The 18,253-nt window shown below is 47.5% G+C and carries 15 protein-coding genes; 4 read left to right on the forward strand and 11 right to left on the reverse strand.

Annotated elements, in window-relative coordinates:
* Nucleotides 1–92 precede the first annotated feature (92 nt).
* Nucleotides 93–2,012, reverse strand: coding sequence for an ATP-binding protein (locus NDK19_RS02020; protein WP_250630158.1), 1,920 nt, complete (start codon nt 2,010–2,012; stop codon nt 93–95).
* 334 nt (nt 2,013–2,346) lie between these two features.
* Here NDK19_RS02020 and NDK19_RS02025 point away from each other — a divergent pair, with 334 nt between their 5' ends.
* Nucleotides 2,347–3,201: a DUF2911 domain-containing protein gene (locus NDK19_RS02025; RefSeq protein WP_250630159.1), complete on the forward strand. Its 855-nt coding sequence runs from the start codon at nt 2,347–2,349 to the stop codon at nt 3,199–3,201.
* A gap of 70 nt (nt 3,202–3,271) precedes the next feature.
* Here the strand turns inward: NDK19_RS02025 and NDK19_RS02030 are convergent, their stop codons facing one another.
* The 6 genes from NDK19_RS02030 to NDK19_RS02055 all read right to left on the reverse strand — a co-directional run bounded on the left by NDK19_RS02030 (nt 3,272) and on the right by NDK19_RS02055 (nt 10,162).
* Nucleotides 3,272–4,714 carry a sensor histidine kinase gene (locus NDK19_RS02030; protein ID WP_250630160.1) on the reverse strand — a complete coding sequence of 481 codons (1,443 nt, stop codon included), beginning with the start codon at nt 4,712–4,714 and terminating at the stop codon, nt 3,272–3,274.
* Nucleotide 4,715: 1 nt separating this feature from the next.
* Entirely contained in the window at nt 4,716–5,759 is a 1,044-nt protein-coding gene (mltG, locus tag NDK19_RS02035) for an endolytic transglycosylase MltG (RefSeq protein WP_250630161.1), read from the reverse strand.
* Between the two features lie 270 nt (nt 5,760–6,029).
* On the reverse strand, nt 6,030–7,274 hold the full coding sequence (gene fabF, locus NDK19_RS02040) for a beta-ketoacyl-ACP synthase II (RefSeq protein ID WP_250630162.1): 1,245 nt from the start codon (nt 7,272–7,274) through the stop codon (nt 6,030–6,032).
* Between the two features lie 7 nt (nt 7,275–7,281).
* A complete protein-coding gene (locus NDK19_RS02045; protein WP_250630163.1) occupies nt 7,282–7,839 on the reverse strand; it encodes a TetR/AcrR family transcriptional regulator in 558 nt (185 codons plus the stop codon).
* A gap of 127 nt (nt 7,840–7,966) precedes the next feature.
* Nucleotides 7,967–8,665, reverse strand: a complete 699-nt coding sequence (locus NDK19_RS02050; RefSeq protein WP_250630164.1) for a head GIN domain-containing protein — start codon at nt 8,663–8,665, stop codon at nt 7,967–7,969.
* An 81-nt stretch (nt 8,666–8,746) separates the two neighbouring features.
* Nucleotides 8,747–10,162 (reverse strand): hypothetical protein, encoded by a 1,416-nt coding sequence (locus tag NDK19_RS02055; RefSeq protein WP_250630165.1) that lies wholly within the window; start codon nt 10,160–10,162, stop codon nt 8,747–8,749.
* Between the two features lie 227 nt (nt 10,163–10,389).
* On the opposite strand from NDK19_RS02055, the gene atpD reads away from it, so the two are divergent.
* From atpD to carA, 3 genes are all read left to right on the forward strand, one after another.
* Nucleotides 10,390–11,898, forward strand: a complete 1,509-nt coding sequence (gene atpD, locus NDK19_RS02060) for a F0F1 ATP synthase subunit beta (protein WP_250630166.1) — start codon at nt 10,390–10,392, stop codon at nt 11,896–11,898.
* An 11-nt stretch (nt 11,899–11,909) separates the two neighbouring features.
* A complete protein-coding gene (gene atpC / locus NDK19_RS02065; protein WP_250630167.1) occupies nt 11,910–12,161 on the forward strand; it encodes an ATP synthase F1 subunit epsilon in 252 nt (83 codons plus the stop codon).
* A gap of 106 nt (nt 12,162–12,267) precedes the next feature.
* Nucleotides 12,268–13,380: a glutamine-hydrolyzing carbamoyl-phosphate synthase small subunit gene (gene carA / locus NDK19_RS02070; RefSeq protein WP_250630168.1), complete on the forward strand. Its 1,113-nt coding sequence runs from the start codon at nt 12,268–12,270 to the stop codon at nt 13,378–13,380.
* Between the two features lie 157 nt (nt 13,381–13,537).
* Here carA and sucC read toward each other — a convergent pair whose 3' ends face one another.
* The 4 genes from sucC to NDK19_RS02090 form a co-directional block, all read right to left on the reverse strand.
* Nucleotides 13,538–14,752, reverse strand: a complete 1,215-nt coding sequence (gene sucC / locus NDK19_RS02075) for an ADP-forming succinate--CoA ligase subunit beta (RefSeq protein ID WP_250630169.1) — start codon at nt 14,750–14,752, stop codon at nt 13,538–13,540.
* Nucleotides 14,753–14,818: 66 nt separating this feature from the next.
* Nucleotides 14,819–15,448, reverse strand: a complete 630-nt coding sequence (locus tag NDK19_RS02080) for a 3'-5' exonuclease (RefSeq protein WP_250630170.1) — start codon at nt 15,446–15,448, stop codon at nt 14,819–14,821.
* Nucleotides 15,449–15,890: 442 nt separating this feature from the next.
* Nucleotides 15,891–16,247, reverse strand: coding sequence for a hypothetical protein (locus tag NDK19_RS02085; RefSeq protein WP_250630171.1), 357 nt, complete (start codon nt 16,245–16,247; stop codon nt 15,891–15,893).
* Between the two features lie 72 nt (nt 16,248–16,319).
* Nucleotides 16,320–18,242 (reverse strand): OmpA family protein, encoded by a 1,923-nt coding sequence (locus NDK19_RS02090; protein WP_250630172.1) that lies wholly within the window; start codon nt 18,240–18,242, stop codon nt 16,320–16,322.
* Nucleotides 18,243–18,253 lie beyond the last annotated feature (11 nt).

Genomic DNA, 18,253 nt, shown 5'->3' on the forward strand with positions numbered 1-18,253 from the left:
ATTGGCAAACAGGCGCAGCGTTTTACCGCATTCGCCTACTCGCTGATTCATCAAATCTTGCATCCTACTTCCTAAATGTCGGTTTGTGCTGCTCACTTGGCAGCCTTATTGTCCGCATCGTCATTGGTCAGGTATTTCAGGATTTTTTCGCGAAGGAATTGCTTGTCAAACGGCTTGGCGATAAAGTCGTCCATACCGGCAGCCATGCATCGGTCTACCTCGCCTTTGAGTGCCGAGGCAGTCATTGCAATTATCGGGATGGCGGCTTTGCTGCGGTCTTCTAACCGACGGATGCTTTGTGCTGCCTTGTAGCCGTCCATTTCAGGCATTTGCACATCCATTAAAACGAGGTCATAATTATTGCGACTGACTTCTTCGACCGCCTCTCGTCCATTGCCGACAACGGTTGCTTCCATGCCCCATTTTTTGAGCAGTGCAGTAACCAATACCTGATTGAACTCATTGTCTTCTGCCAACAAAATACGCGCAAAGGCAGGGCGCTCCGATTCCATAGGAGTACCGGAGGGTTGAGGCGATTGAATGATGGCCGGCGCTGTTTCGGCCGCTTTGCCAAACCCCATCCGGAAAGTAAATTTACTGCCTATGCCCGGCTTGCTTTGGAGGTGGATAGTACCGCCTTGTAACTCAACCAATTGCTTGCAAATAGAAAGCCCCAAACCTGTACCACCATACTTGCGCGCCGTATCGCTGCTGGCCTGTGTGAATGTCTCAAAAATTTGTTCGTGCATATCCTCCGGAATACCTATGCCGGTGTCTTGTACAAACAATTCCAGATGGATTTTATCCCCTGATGAGTCCAACAGCGTAGCACCGATGGTTATGCTCCCCTGCTCGGTAAACTTAATGGCATTGCTGAATAGATTGACCAAAATCTGATTCAGCCGAACGGGGTCGCCTATAAAAACGGCCGGTATTTGCTCATCAATAATCACGTGAATGGACAACCCTTTGGCATCGGCTTTGGGTTTGTGCGAAACCACTAAATTCTGGATGATAGTTCGCAGATTAATCGGGCGCTTTTCAAACGTCATTTTACCCGACGCAATTTTGGATAAGTCCAAAATATCGTTGATAATCACCAGCAGGTGCTCCGATGAACTGCGGATAATCTCGAGATATTCGCGCTGCATAGATGTCAGGCGAGTATCGAGCAAAAGGTCTGTCATTCCTATAACGGCATTCATCGGTGTACGAATTTCGTGGCTCATGTTGGCCAGAAACTGTTCTTTGGCTTTGGATGAGTTTTCGGCTTGTTCTTTGGCAAGAAGAATTGCATCATTTTGCTGTTTGATGCGTGCCAACATCTCATTGAAATTATCCAATAGAACGCCTATTTCATCGGTGCGATGGCCCAAATTAGGAGCAGACAGGGTGTAATCATAGTTGTGGGAGATGCGCCGGGTCATAGCTGCCAGCGACAAAAGAGGCTCGGAAATGGCCTTTTGCAATCGTGAAGCCAACAAGAAAGACAACCCCAGCGCTATCAGAAAAACAATGCCAAACACATTGCGATACTGCCGTGCACGCACATAAAGTGGTGCAAGCTCGGAACGAATATATACCTCTCCCTCTTTTACGCCTTCATCGCTTACATAGCGTTTGTGTATTTCCAGAGAGTTTCCCAAAAGGTTAAAACTCACCTCCTTGTCGGCGGGCAATCGCAAAGTATTGTTTACTATGTTACTATCGCGACGGTAGTCAAAAAAAAGTTGTCCGGCACTGTCATAAATAGCGACGGTTGTAATATTAGGCTCGCCAAGCATTGCTGCGCGCACATTGCGCTGTACGCGGGAGAGCGTATTATAGCGAACCAAGTCTTTGTTCTTTTCGTGTATTTGCAGTGCCTTTTGCTCCAACTGAGCACGCATTTCATCTTCTTTATTGAAAAAATCGAACACAAAAAGCACAGACATTGCCGACAGCAGTGTTATGGTGCTGACCAATAAGGCAATGCTGGTAATTTTGTACTTAATCGATATATTTTCAAACATCGAGGGAACGTTTATAACAGAAACGGTTTTGAGCAATAAAACATTTACTTTTCTTATGAACGAAAGCACTTTCTCAAAAATTGTTTACGGGCTGCTGATATTATTTGTTATCGGCACAAGCAGCTGTCAGCGACGCTCCCATTGTCCTCACTACATGACCCCAAAGGAGTGGCAAGACAACTATAACAAAAAGATTGAAAAAGATGCAGCAATCAATAAAAGAAAGCGCGACCAGCCCGGCAAACGGCGATAAAACCGCTGCAACTCACAAAAAGCAGACTAAATTGGCGTACTTTTGAAACGATATTACACTTAAACACAATCTGCTACCATCATGAAAAATCTGCGTATGAAGCATTTTGTATTTACGCTCATGGCCATTGCCACTGTCGTAACTGCAAAAGCCCAACTAAACACACCACAACCAAGCCCTGCTGCCAAAATTTCTCAGGCAGTCGGTTTAGGCGAAATTACCGTTTCTTACTCGCGCCCGTCCATGAAAGGCCGCGTTATTTTCGGCGACCTTGTTCCGTATGGTGCCTTGTGGCGCACAGGTGCTAATGCCGCCACGAAGTTTACTTTTTCCGAAGATGTAACCATTGGCGGAAAAACTGTTCCCAAAGGCGACTACTCACTGTTTACCATCCCTAACCAAAACAGTTGGGTTATCATCTTTAACAAAAATGCCACTGCGCAAACCAACAACTACAAACAAGAAGAAGATGTAGTGCGATTCGAAGTGAAGCCTGAGTCGCTGCCAACCCCTGTTGAATCGTTCACCATCAACTTTGCTGATGTAAAACCCAACAGTGCGGTAGTGGAAATTATGTGGGAAAAAACTGCCGTTCGTTTCCGCATTGAAACCGAAGTAGACAGCAAAGTAATGGCACAAATTCAGCGCGCCTTAGACCCTAAGAAAGATGCCGGTTTGTACTACCAAATTGCCAGCTATCTGTACGACAACAACAAAGACCAAGTACTGGCATATGACCTGATTACCAAGTCGGTAGATATGCAGCCCCAATATTGGACAGTACACCTGAAAGCAAAAATTGAGTATAAGCTCGGCAAATTCAAGGAAGCAATTGCCACTGCCGAGCGCTCGATGGCTATGGCAAAAGAAGCAGGCAACAACGACTATGTGCGCCTGAACGAAAAACTGATTGCCGAGGCTAAAAAAGGCAAATAGGTTAAGTATCGTACTCCCATAAAAATCCCGACGGTTTTTGGAACATTGTCGGGATTTTGCTTTTTAAGCATCAGAACTTCAAAATAAAATCCGTACCCTCGCCTACTACCGAATGAGCCGTCAATGTGCCCCTGTGTGAGCGCATGATTTGGCGCGAAAGGCTCAAACCAATGCCCGAGCCTGATTTTTTGGTGGTAAAAAACGGAATAAAAATGCGCTCCAATGCGTCGGGGTCTATGCCCGGCCCGTTGTCGCGCACCATAATGAACGGATGGCTTTTTTCATCAAATCGAGCCAGCAAAATAATGCGACGACCATTTTCCCGTTCCACATCCGCAAGCGCCTGAATGGCATTTTTAACAATATTGATGAGCACCTGCTCTATCATCTCGCGGTCAGCCGTAATCACTAAGGACTGCGGCTCTACCTCAACCTGACATTTTACGTCATTGGCTTTCATTTCAGGCTCCATCAGCGTAACCACGTGTGCAAATATTTCGGCAACCGGCACATTTTTGAACTGAGGGATTGGCACGTGCGTAAGGTTGCGGAAGTCGCTGACAAAGCGAATCAGCCCCTCGCTGCGCCGCTGAATGGTTTTGATAGCCATTTGCATATCTTCCAAGTCTTCGGGGCGCAACTGTCCGCTGTTTTCCTGCAAATATTCCACTTCGCCTTCCAGCGTGCTTGCCAGCGATGAAATCGGTGTTACCGAGTTCATAATTTCATGGGTCAGTACGCGGATGAGTTTCTGCCATGCGTCCATTTCCTGCTCTTCCAGTTCGTTGTGGATGTTTTGCAGGGTGATGAGTTTGTATTCTTTGCCTTGCAGATTGAGCTCTATGGCATACATTGCCAGTTGGATAATTTCCGCGCCGTGTACAATTTTAATCAGGTCGCGGTTGCCTGTGCGCAGCCGTATAAACTTTTCCACCAGCTCGGGGCTGAATGTGCCAAGTTCTTGCACATTGCGAACGCTGCCCGTAATTTTAAACAGACGCTTGGCAGCAGTATTCATAATTTGCACGTTCCCCATGGCATCAAACGATACCAACCCGATGCCGATATGATGAATAATGGTTTTCAGGTACTGATAGTGCGCTTCTTTGTCGCTGCGGATTTCTCTGAAATGGCTGATAACATTGTTAAAGGCTGCTGCAAGTTCCTGAAAAGTTTCGCCTTCGGTGGCAGGGCGATAGTGATAAGAAAAATCGTCGTAGCGAATGGCATTCAGGAAGTGAATCACTTCGCGATTGGTATTTTCCACCTTGCGAATGAGCCAAAGTGTTTGGGCGATAATCAGGCCGCCCAGCCCAAGCCCCGTGATAGCATAACCGGACTGTCCGATAACACCGGTAAATGCGAAAATGGTGGCTGAAAGTGCCCCCACACGCAGGAAAATATTGGTTCGGAAATCATTTAACCGGATGTTGCGTTCCTTCAGCCAGTTGTTGATTTGCTGACCGGCACTGCGCACCGCAGGATGTCCCCTAAAACGCTCTATCAGGCTCATACTACTTCATAATGCCCGCGCGATTCAGTGCATCGCGGTAGCGGGCAGCATTTTTCAGGTGTTCATCAAAAGTCTCGGCAAAGGCATGGTAGCCGCTGAAATCCTCTTTGGCACAAAAAAACATGTACCTATGTTTTTCGGGATTCAAAGTGGCCTCAATTGCCTGCAAAGGCGGCACGTTGATAGGGCCGGGCGGCAGGCCTGTGTACAAATAGGTATTGTACGGCGAATCGTACTTCAAATCATTGAAAGACAAGCGCTTGATGTTAAAATTGCCTATGGCAAATACTACCGTTGGGTCTGCCTGTAATTTTTCGTTAGCATTCAGGCGGTTGAGGTAAACCCCCGCAATTCGCGGTGCTTCGTCGCGCTTTTTGGTTTCAGCCTCTACGATAGAAGCCAAAATGGAAACCTGTACAGGAGTCAAACCAAGCGCATCGGCTTTGGCTTTGCGCTCTGCCGTCCAAAATTTTTCATATTCCCGATGCATTTTTTTGAGCAGCTCTTCTTCGGACGTATTCCAGTACATCTCGTAGGTGTTGGGAATGAACATTGCCGGAATAGTTGCAGTATCAAAACCATATGCAGCTACAACCGCAGGGTTGTTGAGCATTTGCAACAGTCGGGCAGAGTCTGCCATCAGATGCCGCGTGATGCGGCCTGCTAAGTCTTTTTTAACACGCACGTTGTTGAAAGTTACGCGCACGGGGTCTTGTGCACCGCTGCGCAGTTTGCGCACGGCAGCCAAATTGTTCATGCCTGCTTTCATGACGTAGCGCCCCGGCTTTACGCGCCCCGCATCCTGATATTTCAGCATTTTGGCAACAAATCGAAAAGAAATTTCATCATTGAGAAACGCTCCTTTTTTGAGTGAATCCATCACCTGTTCAAAACCTGCACCGGGCGGGATGTACAATGCCTTATCCTTTTTATCAATCAGAAAATTAGCGGCAAAAAAAAGCTGATAGAAATACAAGCTGAATACGGAAGCCAAAACCGACAAACCGATAAAAATGCCGGCGATGATTTTTGTTTTCTTGTTCATGGATGCGTGAATGCTTCCTCAAATATAAGCAGTTGAGCAGATTAAGACGTGCTTTTCAAGAACGTTGCACGCGCCGTTGCACGCGCCGTTGCACGCGCTACAATTTTTGGCAGATATACACAAGCCCGACAGGTTTTAGCAATCTGTCGGGTTTTAAATAACTGTTTTTTTTCAACAATTAAAAACGGCGAGCCACTTGATTACCACAAGACCGCAAAAACTTCGTGGTCTTGTAGAGAAGTAACATCAGGTAATGTAGTGAGCTTTTGCTTATCCGCGATATTTGGCAAACAACACCGTAGCAATGTGTCCGCCAAAGCCGAATGTGTTGCTCATGGCATAGTTCACTTCTTTGGCAACTGCTTTGCCCAGCGGAAAATGGAACAGGTCTTTGTACTCAGGTTCTATTTCTGTTGTGTTAATGGTAGGCGGTATCAGGTTGTGAACAATACTTAGGATAGATGCAATAGCCTCCACGGCACCGGCTGCCCCCAGCAAATGCCCCGTCATGGATTTGGTGGCGCTGATGCTAAGGTTTTGATTCGCTCCGAAAACGCGCAGTGCAGCTTTTAATTCGCTGATATCGCCCAATGGGGTAGAGGTAGCGTGCGTGTTCAGATAGTCCACCTGATGAGGAGCGATACCGGCCTCTTCCAGCGCTGCCATCATGCCCAAGTAAGCACCTTCGCCTTCGGGGTGCGTTCCTGTCAGATGGTAAGCATCGGCTGCTGCGCCGCCGCCTACAACTTCTGCTATAATGGGCGCATTTCGCCTTTTGGCATGTTCTAATTCTTCCAGCACCAGCGCGCCCGCACCTTCACCCATAACAAAGCCATCGCGGGTTACGTCAAACGGACGTGAGGCTGTTGCTGCATTTTCATTATTGGTAGAAAGCGCCTTGGCTGCATTGAACCCGCCAATGGCACTTTCCGTAATCGGAGCTTCCGAACCGCCGGTAATCACCATATCGGCTTTATTCCATTTGATGTAGTTAAACGCCTCAATAATGGCACTTGTGGAAGTAGCACAGGCAGAAACAGTGGTGAAATTCACACCGCGCAGGCCGTATTTGATGGAAATAATCCCCGAAGCGATGTCCACAATCATTTTAGGAATGAAAAAGGGGCTGAATCGCGGTGTGCCGTCGCCTTTGACAAACTCTGTAACCTGCTCCTGAAAAGTCTGGATACCGCCGTTGCCCGAACCCCAGATAACACCGATGCGGTCGCGGTTGAGTTGCTCAAAGTCTATTGCGGCATTTTTAATAGCCTGCTCGGCGGCAATCAGCGCATACTGCGTAAACATATCGTAGCGCTTTGCCTCCGACTTTTCAATAAAATCCAGCGGATTAAAGTTTTTCAGTTCACAGGCAAACCGTGTTTTAAACTTACTTGCGTCAAATTTGGTGATAGGCCCCGCACCGCTCTCTCCGTTCACCAAGCCATTCCAAAAGTCCGCCACATTATTGCCTAAGGGAGTCAGCGCTCCCATACCTGTTACAACTACTCTTCTCATAAATATTTCAGGGATGAATTGTCAAATCGTTTAAAATGCTTTGGCAGATAAGGTCAAAATCTTGCTCACCGGTTAGGCGTACCAGTTGCAGCGCAGCCAGCAAATTGGTGATAATCAGCAGCGCTTTGCTTCGCGGCGGCATGTCAAAAACTATTTCGCCATTCTCCCGCCCCTGAGCCAGCACTTCGGTCAGCCAGTTCAGCGTGCGGTCGGTCAGTTGCTGCAATGCAACCTTCACAGGCTCTTCCACCGTGTGCAGGTCGGTAGCCAGCGAACCTATCACGCAAACCTGCCCGGCGGATTGATACCATTTGTACACCTTCGTAAACGCATCCAATTGCTCTAATGCGGGCTTGCCTGCCAATTGATGTATCAATTGTTCCAATCGGCGCATATGTTCCTGCACCACTGCCACCGCCAGCAATGTTTTTGTCGGAAAATAGTAATGAATAGAGGATGTTTTAATCCCAATGACCGCGGAAATATCTTTGTAGCTGAAAGCATTAAAGCCCTTGTCGCGGATGAAGCCGTCAGCCGTTTGCACAATAAGTTCACGCGTATTCATTGGCAGGAATCACTATTCGGGGCGCAAATATATCTACCTATGAGTAGGTAGGCAAGTATTTTAAAAAAATCGGTTCGGTGGAAGTTTTCAAAGCCGCCGAACCGATAAATCGGGAGAGGTAGTTTACTTAATTGGCCGGCCGTATTTTTTGCAACAGGGAAGCATGTGCCCGCAAAATTTCGGGATTGCCCTTGTAGCGCACATTGCCGATACCGGAAGAATTTACTTCCATTTGCTTACGCACATTAATTTCTATGTTGCCGATGCCATCCATGGAGATATCGACAGTATCGCTTTCCAACTGAAAGGCTCGGTAGTTGCCTATGCCGCTTTGTCGCACAATCTGTTGGGCAGCTTTTCCGCTGACTTCCGTATTACCTACGCCGCGCACGCGCATGTCCAGCGTTTGAACGTCCACTTTCAGGTACATATTACCCGCACCGTTCGTTTCTACAATCAACTTTTCGCTGCGGATAGTATCCTTGTTGCGGATGACGTAAGCACCCTTGGCCGTTAGTTCGTGCAATTCGCGGCAAGTAATTGTCAGAAGCACTCTGCGCGATTCGCGGTAGTCGTAATCATTGCGCCGATGTTCAACATACAAGCGGCCGTGGCGCATCTCTGTTATTACATCCGACAGCACGGAAGTGCCGCGGGCTTCAATGTGAACCGTGTGTTCTTCTCCTTGAATCAGTTCTACTTCAAAGGGGCCTTTGAGCTCGACGGCATTGAAAGTATCTAACCGACGCGTTTCTTCATCGGCACCCGTAAAGGCCGAAAAAAACAAAGAGGAGACAATAATGAGCGAGGCGAGTATTTGTTCCATGACGATGAAGGTTTTTGTTTTCACCGTAAAGGATAGCCGCACCTTGGTAAAGGTTGCTTTTTGGCTTAAAAAATTACCTGTTTACTGCGCCTCTACAATACGCAATCGGAATCCCGCTACTTTGTCGGGGCTAAGGTTATCTATGATGTACACGCCATGATACAAACGCACCTGACCGCGCCTGAGTTTAGCACCGGAAGCAACCACGGCATAGCGCTCGTGTAAATCAAGCGATTTCCCGTTTTTGTCTAAGTACTCCACCGCAAACTTGACCTGCGACAAATGCCGATTACCCGTATTTTTGAACTCCAACACATAGTGGTGGGTTGTACCTTTCTTGCCCAGCGAATATTCAGAAAATCGGCTTTCGCGAACGGCAGCAGCCAGATTGATGTTAGGCGATTTTTCAAAATTCCAGATGATTTCTATCGGTTGAGCAGCCGCATAAGAGGGGGCGGCATCCTCCTTGCGCATTTCCTGCACCATTAAGCGCACGCTTCGGAGAGAGGTGCTGTTTTCGCCTTCTTTGTACAGGAGAAAATCAAAAGGTATCAAATCATCGGGGCGGAAGGTTTGCCCGGAGGTTAAAGAACCCGCAGCATCTCTGTATTGCGTGAATAAAACTTTGCCGTTTTCGTCCAGTCCCTCTATTCGGATTTTGAGCTTTTCAATTTCTGCATTTTTTACCTGAAAATAGCCTGTCAGTTTGTAAGCATAACTACCGGGGTACAAGCTCAATTCTGAGTTTTCCAACTGAAAATCAAGGCTTTTTTCCAATGATTCATCAAAAAAAACACCGATTTGCGGGGTTGGTTCGGCAGTAGTTGTCGGAGGCGTTTCTTTCTTAGAAACCCCACTCTTTGGTGCAGGAACTGCGGCAGATGTTGGCGCTTCCTCTACCTGCGCAGGAACTTCTGCCGCAGGAGTTGAAGGCATAGGCGTGCTGCCGCGAGGCGACTCCACAGGAACAGGAGAAGATTGCCTTGCAACAAAAACGACGGCAACCGCCAGCAACACGGCAACCAATAAAACAGCTATCAACGCCCATGCTTTTTGTGGCGTATCCTTCGGTGCGGTCGGGATTGCAGGGGGCAGTTGAATCGTTTTGAGTAGCTGATAAGGTTCCTGTTCGGCGGGGAAAAGGTCAATAGCACTGCGGATAGCCGCTACGGCCGCCTGACGATTTTCAGCCGTTGGTTGGGCAAACCACTTGCCGTAGCAGGCCTTTGCAAGGCCCAGTACAGCCGCTTGAAGGTTGGGGTGCAAAACCATGCACTCATTAAATTCAGCGATAGCTTCACTGAACAAACCATTCTTCAGAAACGATTCGGCTTTTTGCAAATGACGGTCGCGAATGGTTTTTACGTCCTGCCAAGAAACCCCCAATTCCAGCGATATTCGCTCCAAATCCGCCTCTGCCAACACTATTTTCTTGCTGTCCTCTATGCTCAGCAATTTGCTCAGATACGCTCTGAGTTGTTTTTCCGCATCATCCATAATTTTCGTGTCGGGCGATGTATGTAAGATAGCAAATTAACCAATGATTTCAGCCCATGTGTTGGTTGGTAAGCCCATAATTCAGATAATCAGGCGCTTTCACAAAAATCTGATTCAATATTATTTGTAGGAAACAATGTTACACTCTATTTTTGCGCAACTTTTGGCAGTGCCTAAGGCTGCTGCTTGAAAACAAGCATTTTAGACGCATTACATTTATATAATTCATGGCAAATATTGGCAAAATTACGCAAGTGATCGGCCCGGTAGTGGACGTTAGCTTCGAGGCAGAGGGTGCAAGGCTACCCCAGATTCTCGATGCGCTTACAGTAACCAAAGAAAACGGACAAACCATCGTGCTGGAATGTCAGCAACACCTGGGTGAAGACCGTGTACGTACCATTGCAATGGACGGCACGGAAGGTTTGACCCGTGGAATGGATGTGATTGATACCGGCGGGCCTATCAAAATGCCAATTGGCGAAGGTATCCGTGGTCGCCTGTTCAACGTAGTGGGTGAGGCTATTGATGGTATTGCGCAGCCTTCTTCCGACAAAGGGCTGCCTATCCACCGCCCTGCTCCTAAGTTTGAAGACCTTTCTACAACTTCCGAAGTACTCTACACAGGTATTAAGGTAATTGACCTGATTGAGCCTTACGTAAAAGGTGGTAAAATCGGTCTGTTCGGTGGTGCGGGTGTAGGTAAAACCGTATTGATTCAGGAATTGATTAACAATATTGCCAAGGCTTATTCAGGCCTTTCAGTATTCGCCGGCGTAGGTGAGCGTACTCGCGAAGGTAACGACCTGCTGCGCGAAATGATTGAAGCCGGTATCATCAAATACGGCGAGGCTTTCAAACATTCTATGGAAGAAGGCGGCTGGGATTTGTCTAAGGTAGATTTGGAAGAACTCAAAAACTCTCAGGCAACCTTCGTATTCGGCCAGATGAACGAACCTCCCGGTGCTCGTGCCCGCGTAGCTCTGTCAGGTCTGACCGTTGCCGAATACTTCCGCGATGGTGAAGGCGACGGCGTAGGACGCGACATCCTGTTCTTCATTGACAACATCTTCCGTTTCACACAGGCCGGTTCCGAAGTATCGGCCCTGTTGGGTCGTATGCCTTCTGCAGTAGGTTATCAGCCTACACTGGCTACCGAGATGGGTGCCATGCAAGAGCGCATTACCTCTACCAAGCGCGGTTCTATCACCTCTGTGCAAGCGGTTTACGTACCTGCCGACGACTTGACCGACCCTGCTCCTGCAACAACCTTCGCTCACTTGGACGCAACCACCGTATTGAGCCGTAAGATTGCCGAGTTAGGTATCTACCCTGCGGTAGACCCGCTGGATTCTACTTCACGCATCCTTACGCCGGACATCGTAGGCGAAGAGCACTACAAGTGTGCACAGCGCGTGAAAGAAACCCTGCAACGCTACAAAGAATTGCAAGACATCATCGCCATCCTCGGTATGGACGAATTGTCGGAAGAAGACAAATTAGTTGTACACCGTGCACGCCGCGTACAGCGCTTCCTGTCTCAGCCTTTCCACGTAGCGGAAGCCTTTACAGGTCTGAAAGGCGTACTGGTAGATATCAAAGATACCATCCGTGGTTTCAACATGATTATGGACGGCGAATTAGACCATCTGCCTGAAGCCGCTTTCAACTTGGTGGGTACTATCGAGCAGGCTATCGAGAAAGGTGAGCGCCTGATGGCAGAAGCGAAAAAATAATCTGAAAAGCCATGCAAGTAGAAATTATCACCCCCGATAGAAAAGTATTTGAAGGCGCTGCCACAGGCGTTCAAGTGCCGGGTACAGGCGGCTCTTTTGAAGTACTTGAAAACCATGCGCCCATCATCAGCGCATTGGAAAAAGGCAAAGTGCGTGTGCGTACTCAAAACGGCAGCTATCAATACTTTGAAATTGACGGCGGGGTTATTGAAGTGCTGCAAAACAACGTAATTGTATTGGCTGAATCCGCAATTGCTGTTTAAATTATCGCAGTGCATTCAATCCATCAGCATATCAAGGGAAGTTGTCCGACAAACGGCAACTTCCCTTTTTTACAAATCATTATTTTATTTCCACCTCCCTGCACCTATGAATAACAAAGTTTCCTCGCGCAAAGATGCCATTCTGATGCTGGCAGATGGCACTATTTTCAAAGGACAGTCCATCGGAAAGCAAGGCACTTCCGGCGGCGAAATCTGTTTCAACACCGGCATGACGGGTTATCAGGAAATTTACACCGACCCCTCCTATTATGGGCAGATTATTGTAAATACCAATGCGCACATTGGCAACTATGGAACCAAGCGGGATGAAGTGGAGTCGGGCAAAGTTCAGATTCAGGGGTTGGTAGTAAAAACTTTCTCCGATGTGTACTCTCGCCACAGCGCCGATGAGGCTTTGCAGCAGTATTTGGAAGAGGCCGGCATTGTAGGCATTTGTGGCATTGACACCCGTGCGCTGGTTCGCCATCTGCGCAGCAAAGGTGCCATGAATGCAGTTATTTCTTCCGAATTGAGCGAAGAAGAAGCGCTCCGCCGCTTTTTACAGGATGTTCCCGATATGAACGGTTTGGAACTCTCCTCGGTTGTCAGCACACAAGAACCTTACTTTGAAGGCAACAGCGATGCATCTTTCCGCGTTGCCGTGCTTGATTTGGGCGTAAAAGGCAGCATTGTAAGCAACCTGACACGCCGCGGTTGTTACTGCAAGGTGTTCCCCGCCAAAACAACATTCTCCGAAATGCAGCAGTGGAACCCGAACGGCTACCTGATTTCAAACGGCCCGGGCGACCCTGCCGTAATGGACTATGCCATTGAAACCGTACAGCAAATATTAGCTGCCGACAAGCCCCTGTTTGGCATTTGCCTTGGTCATCAGATACTTGCGCTGGCAGCAGGCGGCAAAACTTTCAAAATGCACCATGGGCATCGCGGGCTGAATCACCCTGTTAAAAATCTGCTCACAGGCAAAGGCGAAATTACTTCACAAAATCATGGCTTTGCCGTTAGCATGGAGGGGATAGCAGACCACCCGCAAATAGAATTGACACACATTAACCTGAACGACAATACGGTAGAGGGCATTCGTATCAAAGGCAAAAAAGCGTTTTCAGTGCAATATCACCCCGAGTCATCGCCGGGGCCGCACGATTCGCACTACTTGTTTGATGACTTTGTAGCGCTGATGAAATCGGCGGGTTAATGCTCCTGCAACGCGAATTATTTGCTATCAGCTTGGCAATCAGTTTTTTTTGCATAAAGCAAATCCGAAGCATTAGCGCAAAAATGTGCAATAAAAAAACCATCTCTGCTACAATCGGAGATGGTTTTTTTGTTTTTTGCCGAAACAATGCTTGTGCTTATTCTGCCAGAGCTTGTTTCACCTTCTCGGCTGCATCTTTCAGAAGAATGGCAGAAGTTACTTTTAATCCTGATTCTTCTATTACGCGTGCGCCTTCTTCGGCATTCGTGCCTTGCAGGCGGACAATAATCGGGATGTTGATATTGCCAATTTTTTTGTAAGCCTCTACCACACCGTTGGCCACGCGGTCGCAACGAACAATACCGCCGAAAATATTAATCAAAATAGCTTTTACGTTCGGGTCTTTCAGGATGATGCGGAAGCCGGCTTCCACTGTTTGCGCATTTGCACCGCCGCCCACATCCAAGAAATTGGCAGGCTCGCCGCCGGAGAGTTTAATAATGTCCATGGTAGCCATTGCCAAACCTGCGCCGTTTACCATACAGCCCACATTGCCATCTAGTTTCACGTAATTCAGTCCTGATGCAGATGCTTCCACTTCCAACGGGTCTTCCTCGTTCAGGTCGCGCATGGCTGCAAGTGCCGGCTGACGGAACAAGGCATTGTCGTCTAAGTTTACCTTCGCATCAACGGCAATGATTTTGTTATCAGAAGTTTTCAGGCAGGGGTTGATTTCAAACTGAACCGCATCGGTAGCATCATAGGCTTTGTACAGCGCAGTAATGAACTCTACCATGCCTTCGTGAGCTTTTCCTGAAAGGCCAAGTTTATCGGCAATTTCTTTTGCCTGCTCGGGTTGCAAACCCTGAACAGGGTCAACCCATACTTTGATAATTTTTTCGGGAGTATGTTTGGCTACTTCTTCAATTTCAACGCCGCCTTCGGTACTTGCCATAATGACATTGCAAGCCTTGGAACGGTCTAAGAGAATTGCCACATAGTATTCTTTGGGTTCGCTTTCGCCCTTGTAGTAAACATCCTGTGCTACCAATACTTTATTCACTTTGCGGCCTTGTTCACCGGTTTGGACAGTTACCAGCGTATTACCAAGCAGGTTGCGGGCTACGGTTTCTACTTTTTCCAACGAAGTGCAGAATTTTACGCCTTCCTGTTGCGTTTCTTTGGTTTTGCCTTTGCCGCGTCCGCCTGCATGAATTTGTGCTTTTACAACCCAGCCTTCCGTACCTGTAGATGCCTGCAACTGACGCGCTGCCTCAACAGCCGCCTCGGCAGTATCGGCTACGATACCTTCCTGAATGCGAACGCCGTAGCTTTTCAGTATTTCTTTTGCCTGATATTCGTGAATGTTCATAATGGGCGAAAATTTGATTTTTTTTGGACTGCCAAAATTACGCAATCCCGACGAATGAACAACCTTTTAGTCATCCTCGCCTTCCCAAAATGCCAAATCGTCTTCCGATACGCGAAACTTTTCGGCATTTTTTAGAATGAGCGCCAAACAACGACCTGTGAGAATGGAGTCTTCCAGCGCATTGTGGGTTTCTGTTTCGCGCTCCATGCCAAAGTAAGCCGCCACGCTTTTGAGGCTCAACGATTTAGGCCCGGCAATCCCGTTGGCTTTCAGGATGCGGAAGTAAAAATTGGAAAGCACAAACAAATCCAACGGCCGATAGGAGAACTCCCAACTCATTTGCGATTTTTTGTAGGCAAAGCGTAAAAAATTAATATCAGTGGTTACACTTTGCCCGCATACAACAATTCTGCGAAGGTCGCTGCGGGTTTGCAAGTTGAGTTCATCCATCAACCAATCTTCAAAGTCTTCCAGCATTTCGTGAATCATTGGCGCATCGTCCAAGTCTGCAACGGTTAGGTTATGCACCTCCGATGCGGGAATAGAAAATCGCTCAGGATACTCGGGATAAACATTGCTCAGGTAGGTGGAAATTTCGTTCCATCGGTCATCGTATAAAACCGCCCCGATTTGTATGATTTCGTGATAATCCGGCTCTAATCCGGTAGTTTCTACGTCAAAAACAAGATAAGGCATGAATGATATGGGTTTATTGGCGATTTTTTTCGCGTGGTGGCGGATTCAGCATCCTGTGCACTGTTGCACTTTCGCACTGCATAGTCTGCTTCTTGCCATACAAAATGCAACAGATTACTGCACAAACCGCAATTTAGCACATAAAAAGGCACATCAAATACACCATGCAATTGAGTCAAACAAACCGACATTTCGCAAGTCGGATTTGAGATTTTAGATTTATGCAAAACTCTGAAAAACAAGTATTTAAACCTTACGTAGCTTGAAACACCATCGGGTTTGTGTATCAACAAAGCGCGCTGAAAGTTGTACCTAACTATCTGCAAATGGGGATGCTTACGATATAAAAACCCGATAGACTGCTACGACCTATCGGGTTTAATCTGCTGATATTCAGAAACTTAAAAAATCTTCTTTGCTAACCGCCCGTACTTTCACACATTTAGCGAAACTTCTTGCGGTCGGCAATAATTTTGGCAATTTCGCCGCTGAGCATATTTTCCTGACCGGCAGGGGGCAGTTCTTGACCGGCGCCGCTGCTTTCTCTTACTTGTTTAAAATCGGCAGAAATATCGCCAAGCGTTACAATCGTTTCCAGATTTTCAATCCGCTGACGCAATTCCGCATTCTCTTTGGCAAGCGACTGTGTCATTTTCAGTATTTGCTCCAATTGGGCAGATGTCTGATTTTTTTCTTTGCCTTGCTGAAGTTCCAGCTTTTTATATTTCAAAAAGGTAGCCGATAGGATTGCCGTTATAGGCACCGACATAATCACCCCTATGATAAAGATATCTTCCACCGTATTTTGTTTATGTTTTGCTACATTAAAGATACGGATTTCACGCAAAAAGTTGCACAAAATGCCATTCGTTTACAGCAATTTAAACTCAATGCGCCGATTTTTGGCGCGGTTTACATCGCTGTCGTTAGGAACTTGCGGCATTGTTTCGCCATAGCCTTTGGCAATCAGCCGCGATGCGTCAATGCCATTTTGCGTGAGGTAGCTGACCACTGCTTGCGCTCGTTTGCGGGAAAGTTCCAAATTGGCAGCATCTGAACCTACATCATCAGTATGCCCGCCAATTTCCACTTTTAGTTGCGGATTTTGCCTCATCAGAGCAGACAGTTTGCGCAGTTCCGTAACCGATTTGGGTTGAAGTTCCCATTTGCCTGTTTCAAAGAAAATATTGTGCAATACGATTTTAGCGCCTTTGTTAATCGGTTCCAGTTCAATGTCTATCTCAACATCTTTGCCGTCCTGTTCGGCATAGTTAAAAGTCAGGCTTTTGAAAAGATAGCCTTCCCGATTGACATAAAGTGCGTATTCCGAACCTTTATTTAACACAATCAGGTAGCGGCCGTTGGCAGCATCGGAAGAAACTTGCTGCTGTACGCTGTCGGTGGCAAGGTCTATCAACTCTATGCGGGCTGCAAGCGTTTTTTTAGTAGCAGCATCGCGCACAATGCCTTTTACATAGTTGGAAGCTACTGCCGGACGAATTTCTTCGGGCAGGTCAAACATATAAATCCGACTGGAAATCAGTTGATTGCCTATATTTTCCTCGTGCGAATAGTAGCCTTTTTTACTGTCGGCCGTAATGAAAAGCCCCATTTGGTTGCGATGGTCATTGATGGGGTAGCCCAAATTGACAGGCTTGCCCCAACCTGCGGTCGTGCGTTCCGATTTGTACAAATCGTAGCCGCCATAGCCCGGGTAGTTATCGGAAGCAAAAAAGAGTGTTTGACCGTTTACGTGGATAAAGGGCGCAACTTCATCGCCGCGGGTGTTGATTTGAGCCCCCAGATTGACGGCTTCACCCCAGCGCCCACTTTCGTGGCGTTGTGTAACCCAGATGTCATGCCCGCCAATGCCTCCCGGGCGGTCGGACACAAAGTACAGTGTGCGGCCGTCAGCCGAAAGAGAGGGTTGCGTATCCCAGTGACGGGAATTGACCGCAGGCCCCATATTTTGAGGCTCTGACCATCGGTCGCCCGTGCGGTAGCTGATGAACAGGTCGCAACTGCCGTATATTTGCTTATCTCTGTTTTCGCAAATGGTAAAAATCATGGTTTGCCCGTCGGCAGAAATCGTACACGTGCCTTCGTTGTAGGGGGTGCGCAATTCGTCAATGACTTTCGGTTGTGTCCATTTGCCATCTTGCAGATAGCTGATGAAAATATTCTCGTCTTGTGAACTGCCAAAACCTTCGCGCGCCGTGTAAATAATTTGCTGTCGGTCGGCAGAAAGAACAGGAAAATACTGCAAAGGCAGGTGATTGAGCGGTGCAGGCACGGGCTCGGGTTTAAACTCTACCGGCTTTTTCATGCCTTCTGCCGCATATTTGCAGGAAGCTACCCGTTTGCGCGCATCTTGTATCTGGTTGTTATTGCCGACTCCCATTGCCAAAAACTTTTCCAACTTGGCTTGTGCGGAAGCATAATCGCCTTTGCTGAAATCAATAACACCAATCTGGTAATAAACAGGCGCAAGTTTTCGGTCATCGGGGCTGATGGTGAGGCACTTGCGATAGTGTACCTCTGCCTCTTCGGTGCGGCGCAGCGTATTGAGTGCATTTGCCAGTGCATAATGCGCTTCAAGGAAATTGGGGTCTATATCTACGGCCTTTCGCAGTTTTTCTATACAACGGTCAAAGTCGCGGCGGCGCAAGAACTCCTTAGACTCTTCATACAGTTTTTCCGCTCTTTTATTGTTTGTACTCAACTGCGCATAAGAGGTGGCCGTAATCAACAGAAAAAAAGCAAGCCCGCAAAAGGCTAAAATTCGTTGAAACATTGTCGTTGGAA

This window comes from Rhodoflexus caldus (genome assembly GCF_021206925.1).
In the GTDB taxonomy this organism is placed as follows: domain Bacteria; phylum Bacteroidota; class Bacteroidia; order Cytophagales; family Thermoflexibacteraceae; genus Rhodoflexus; species Rhodoflexus caldus.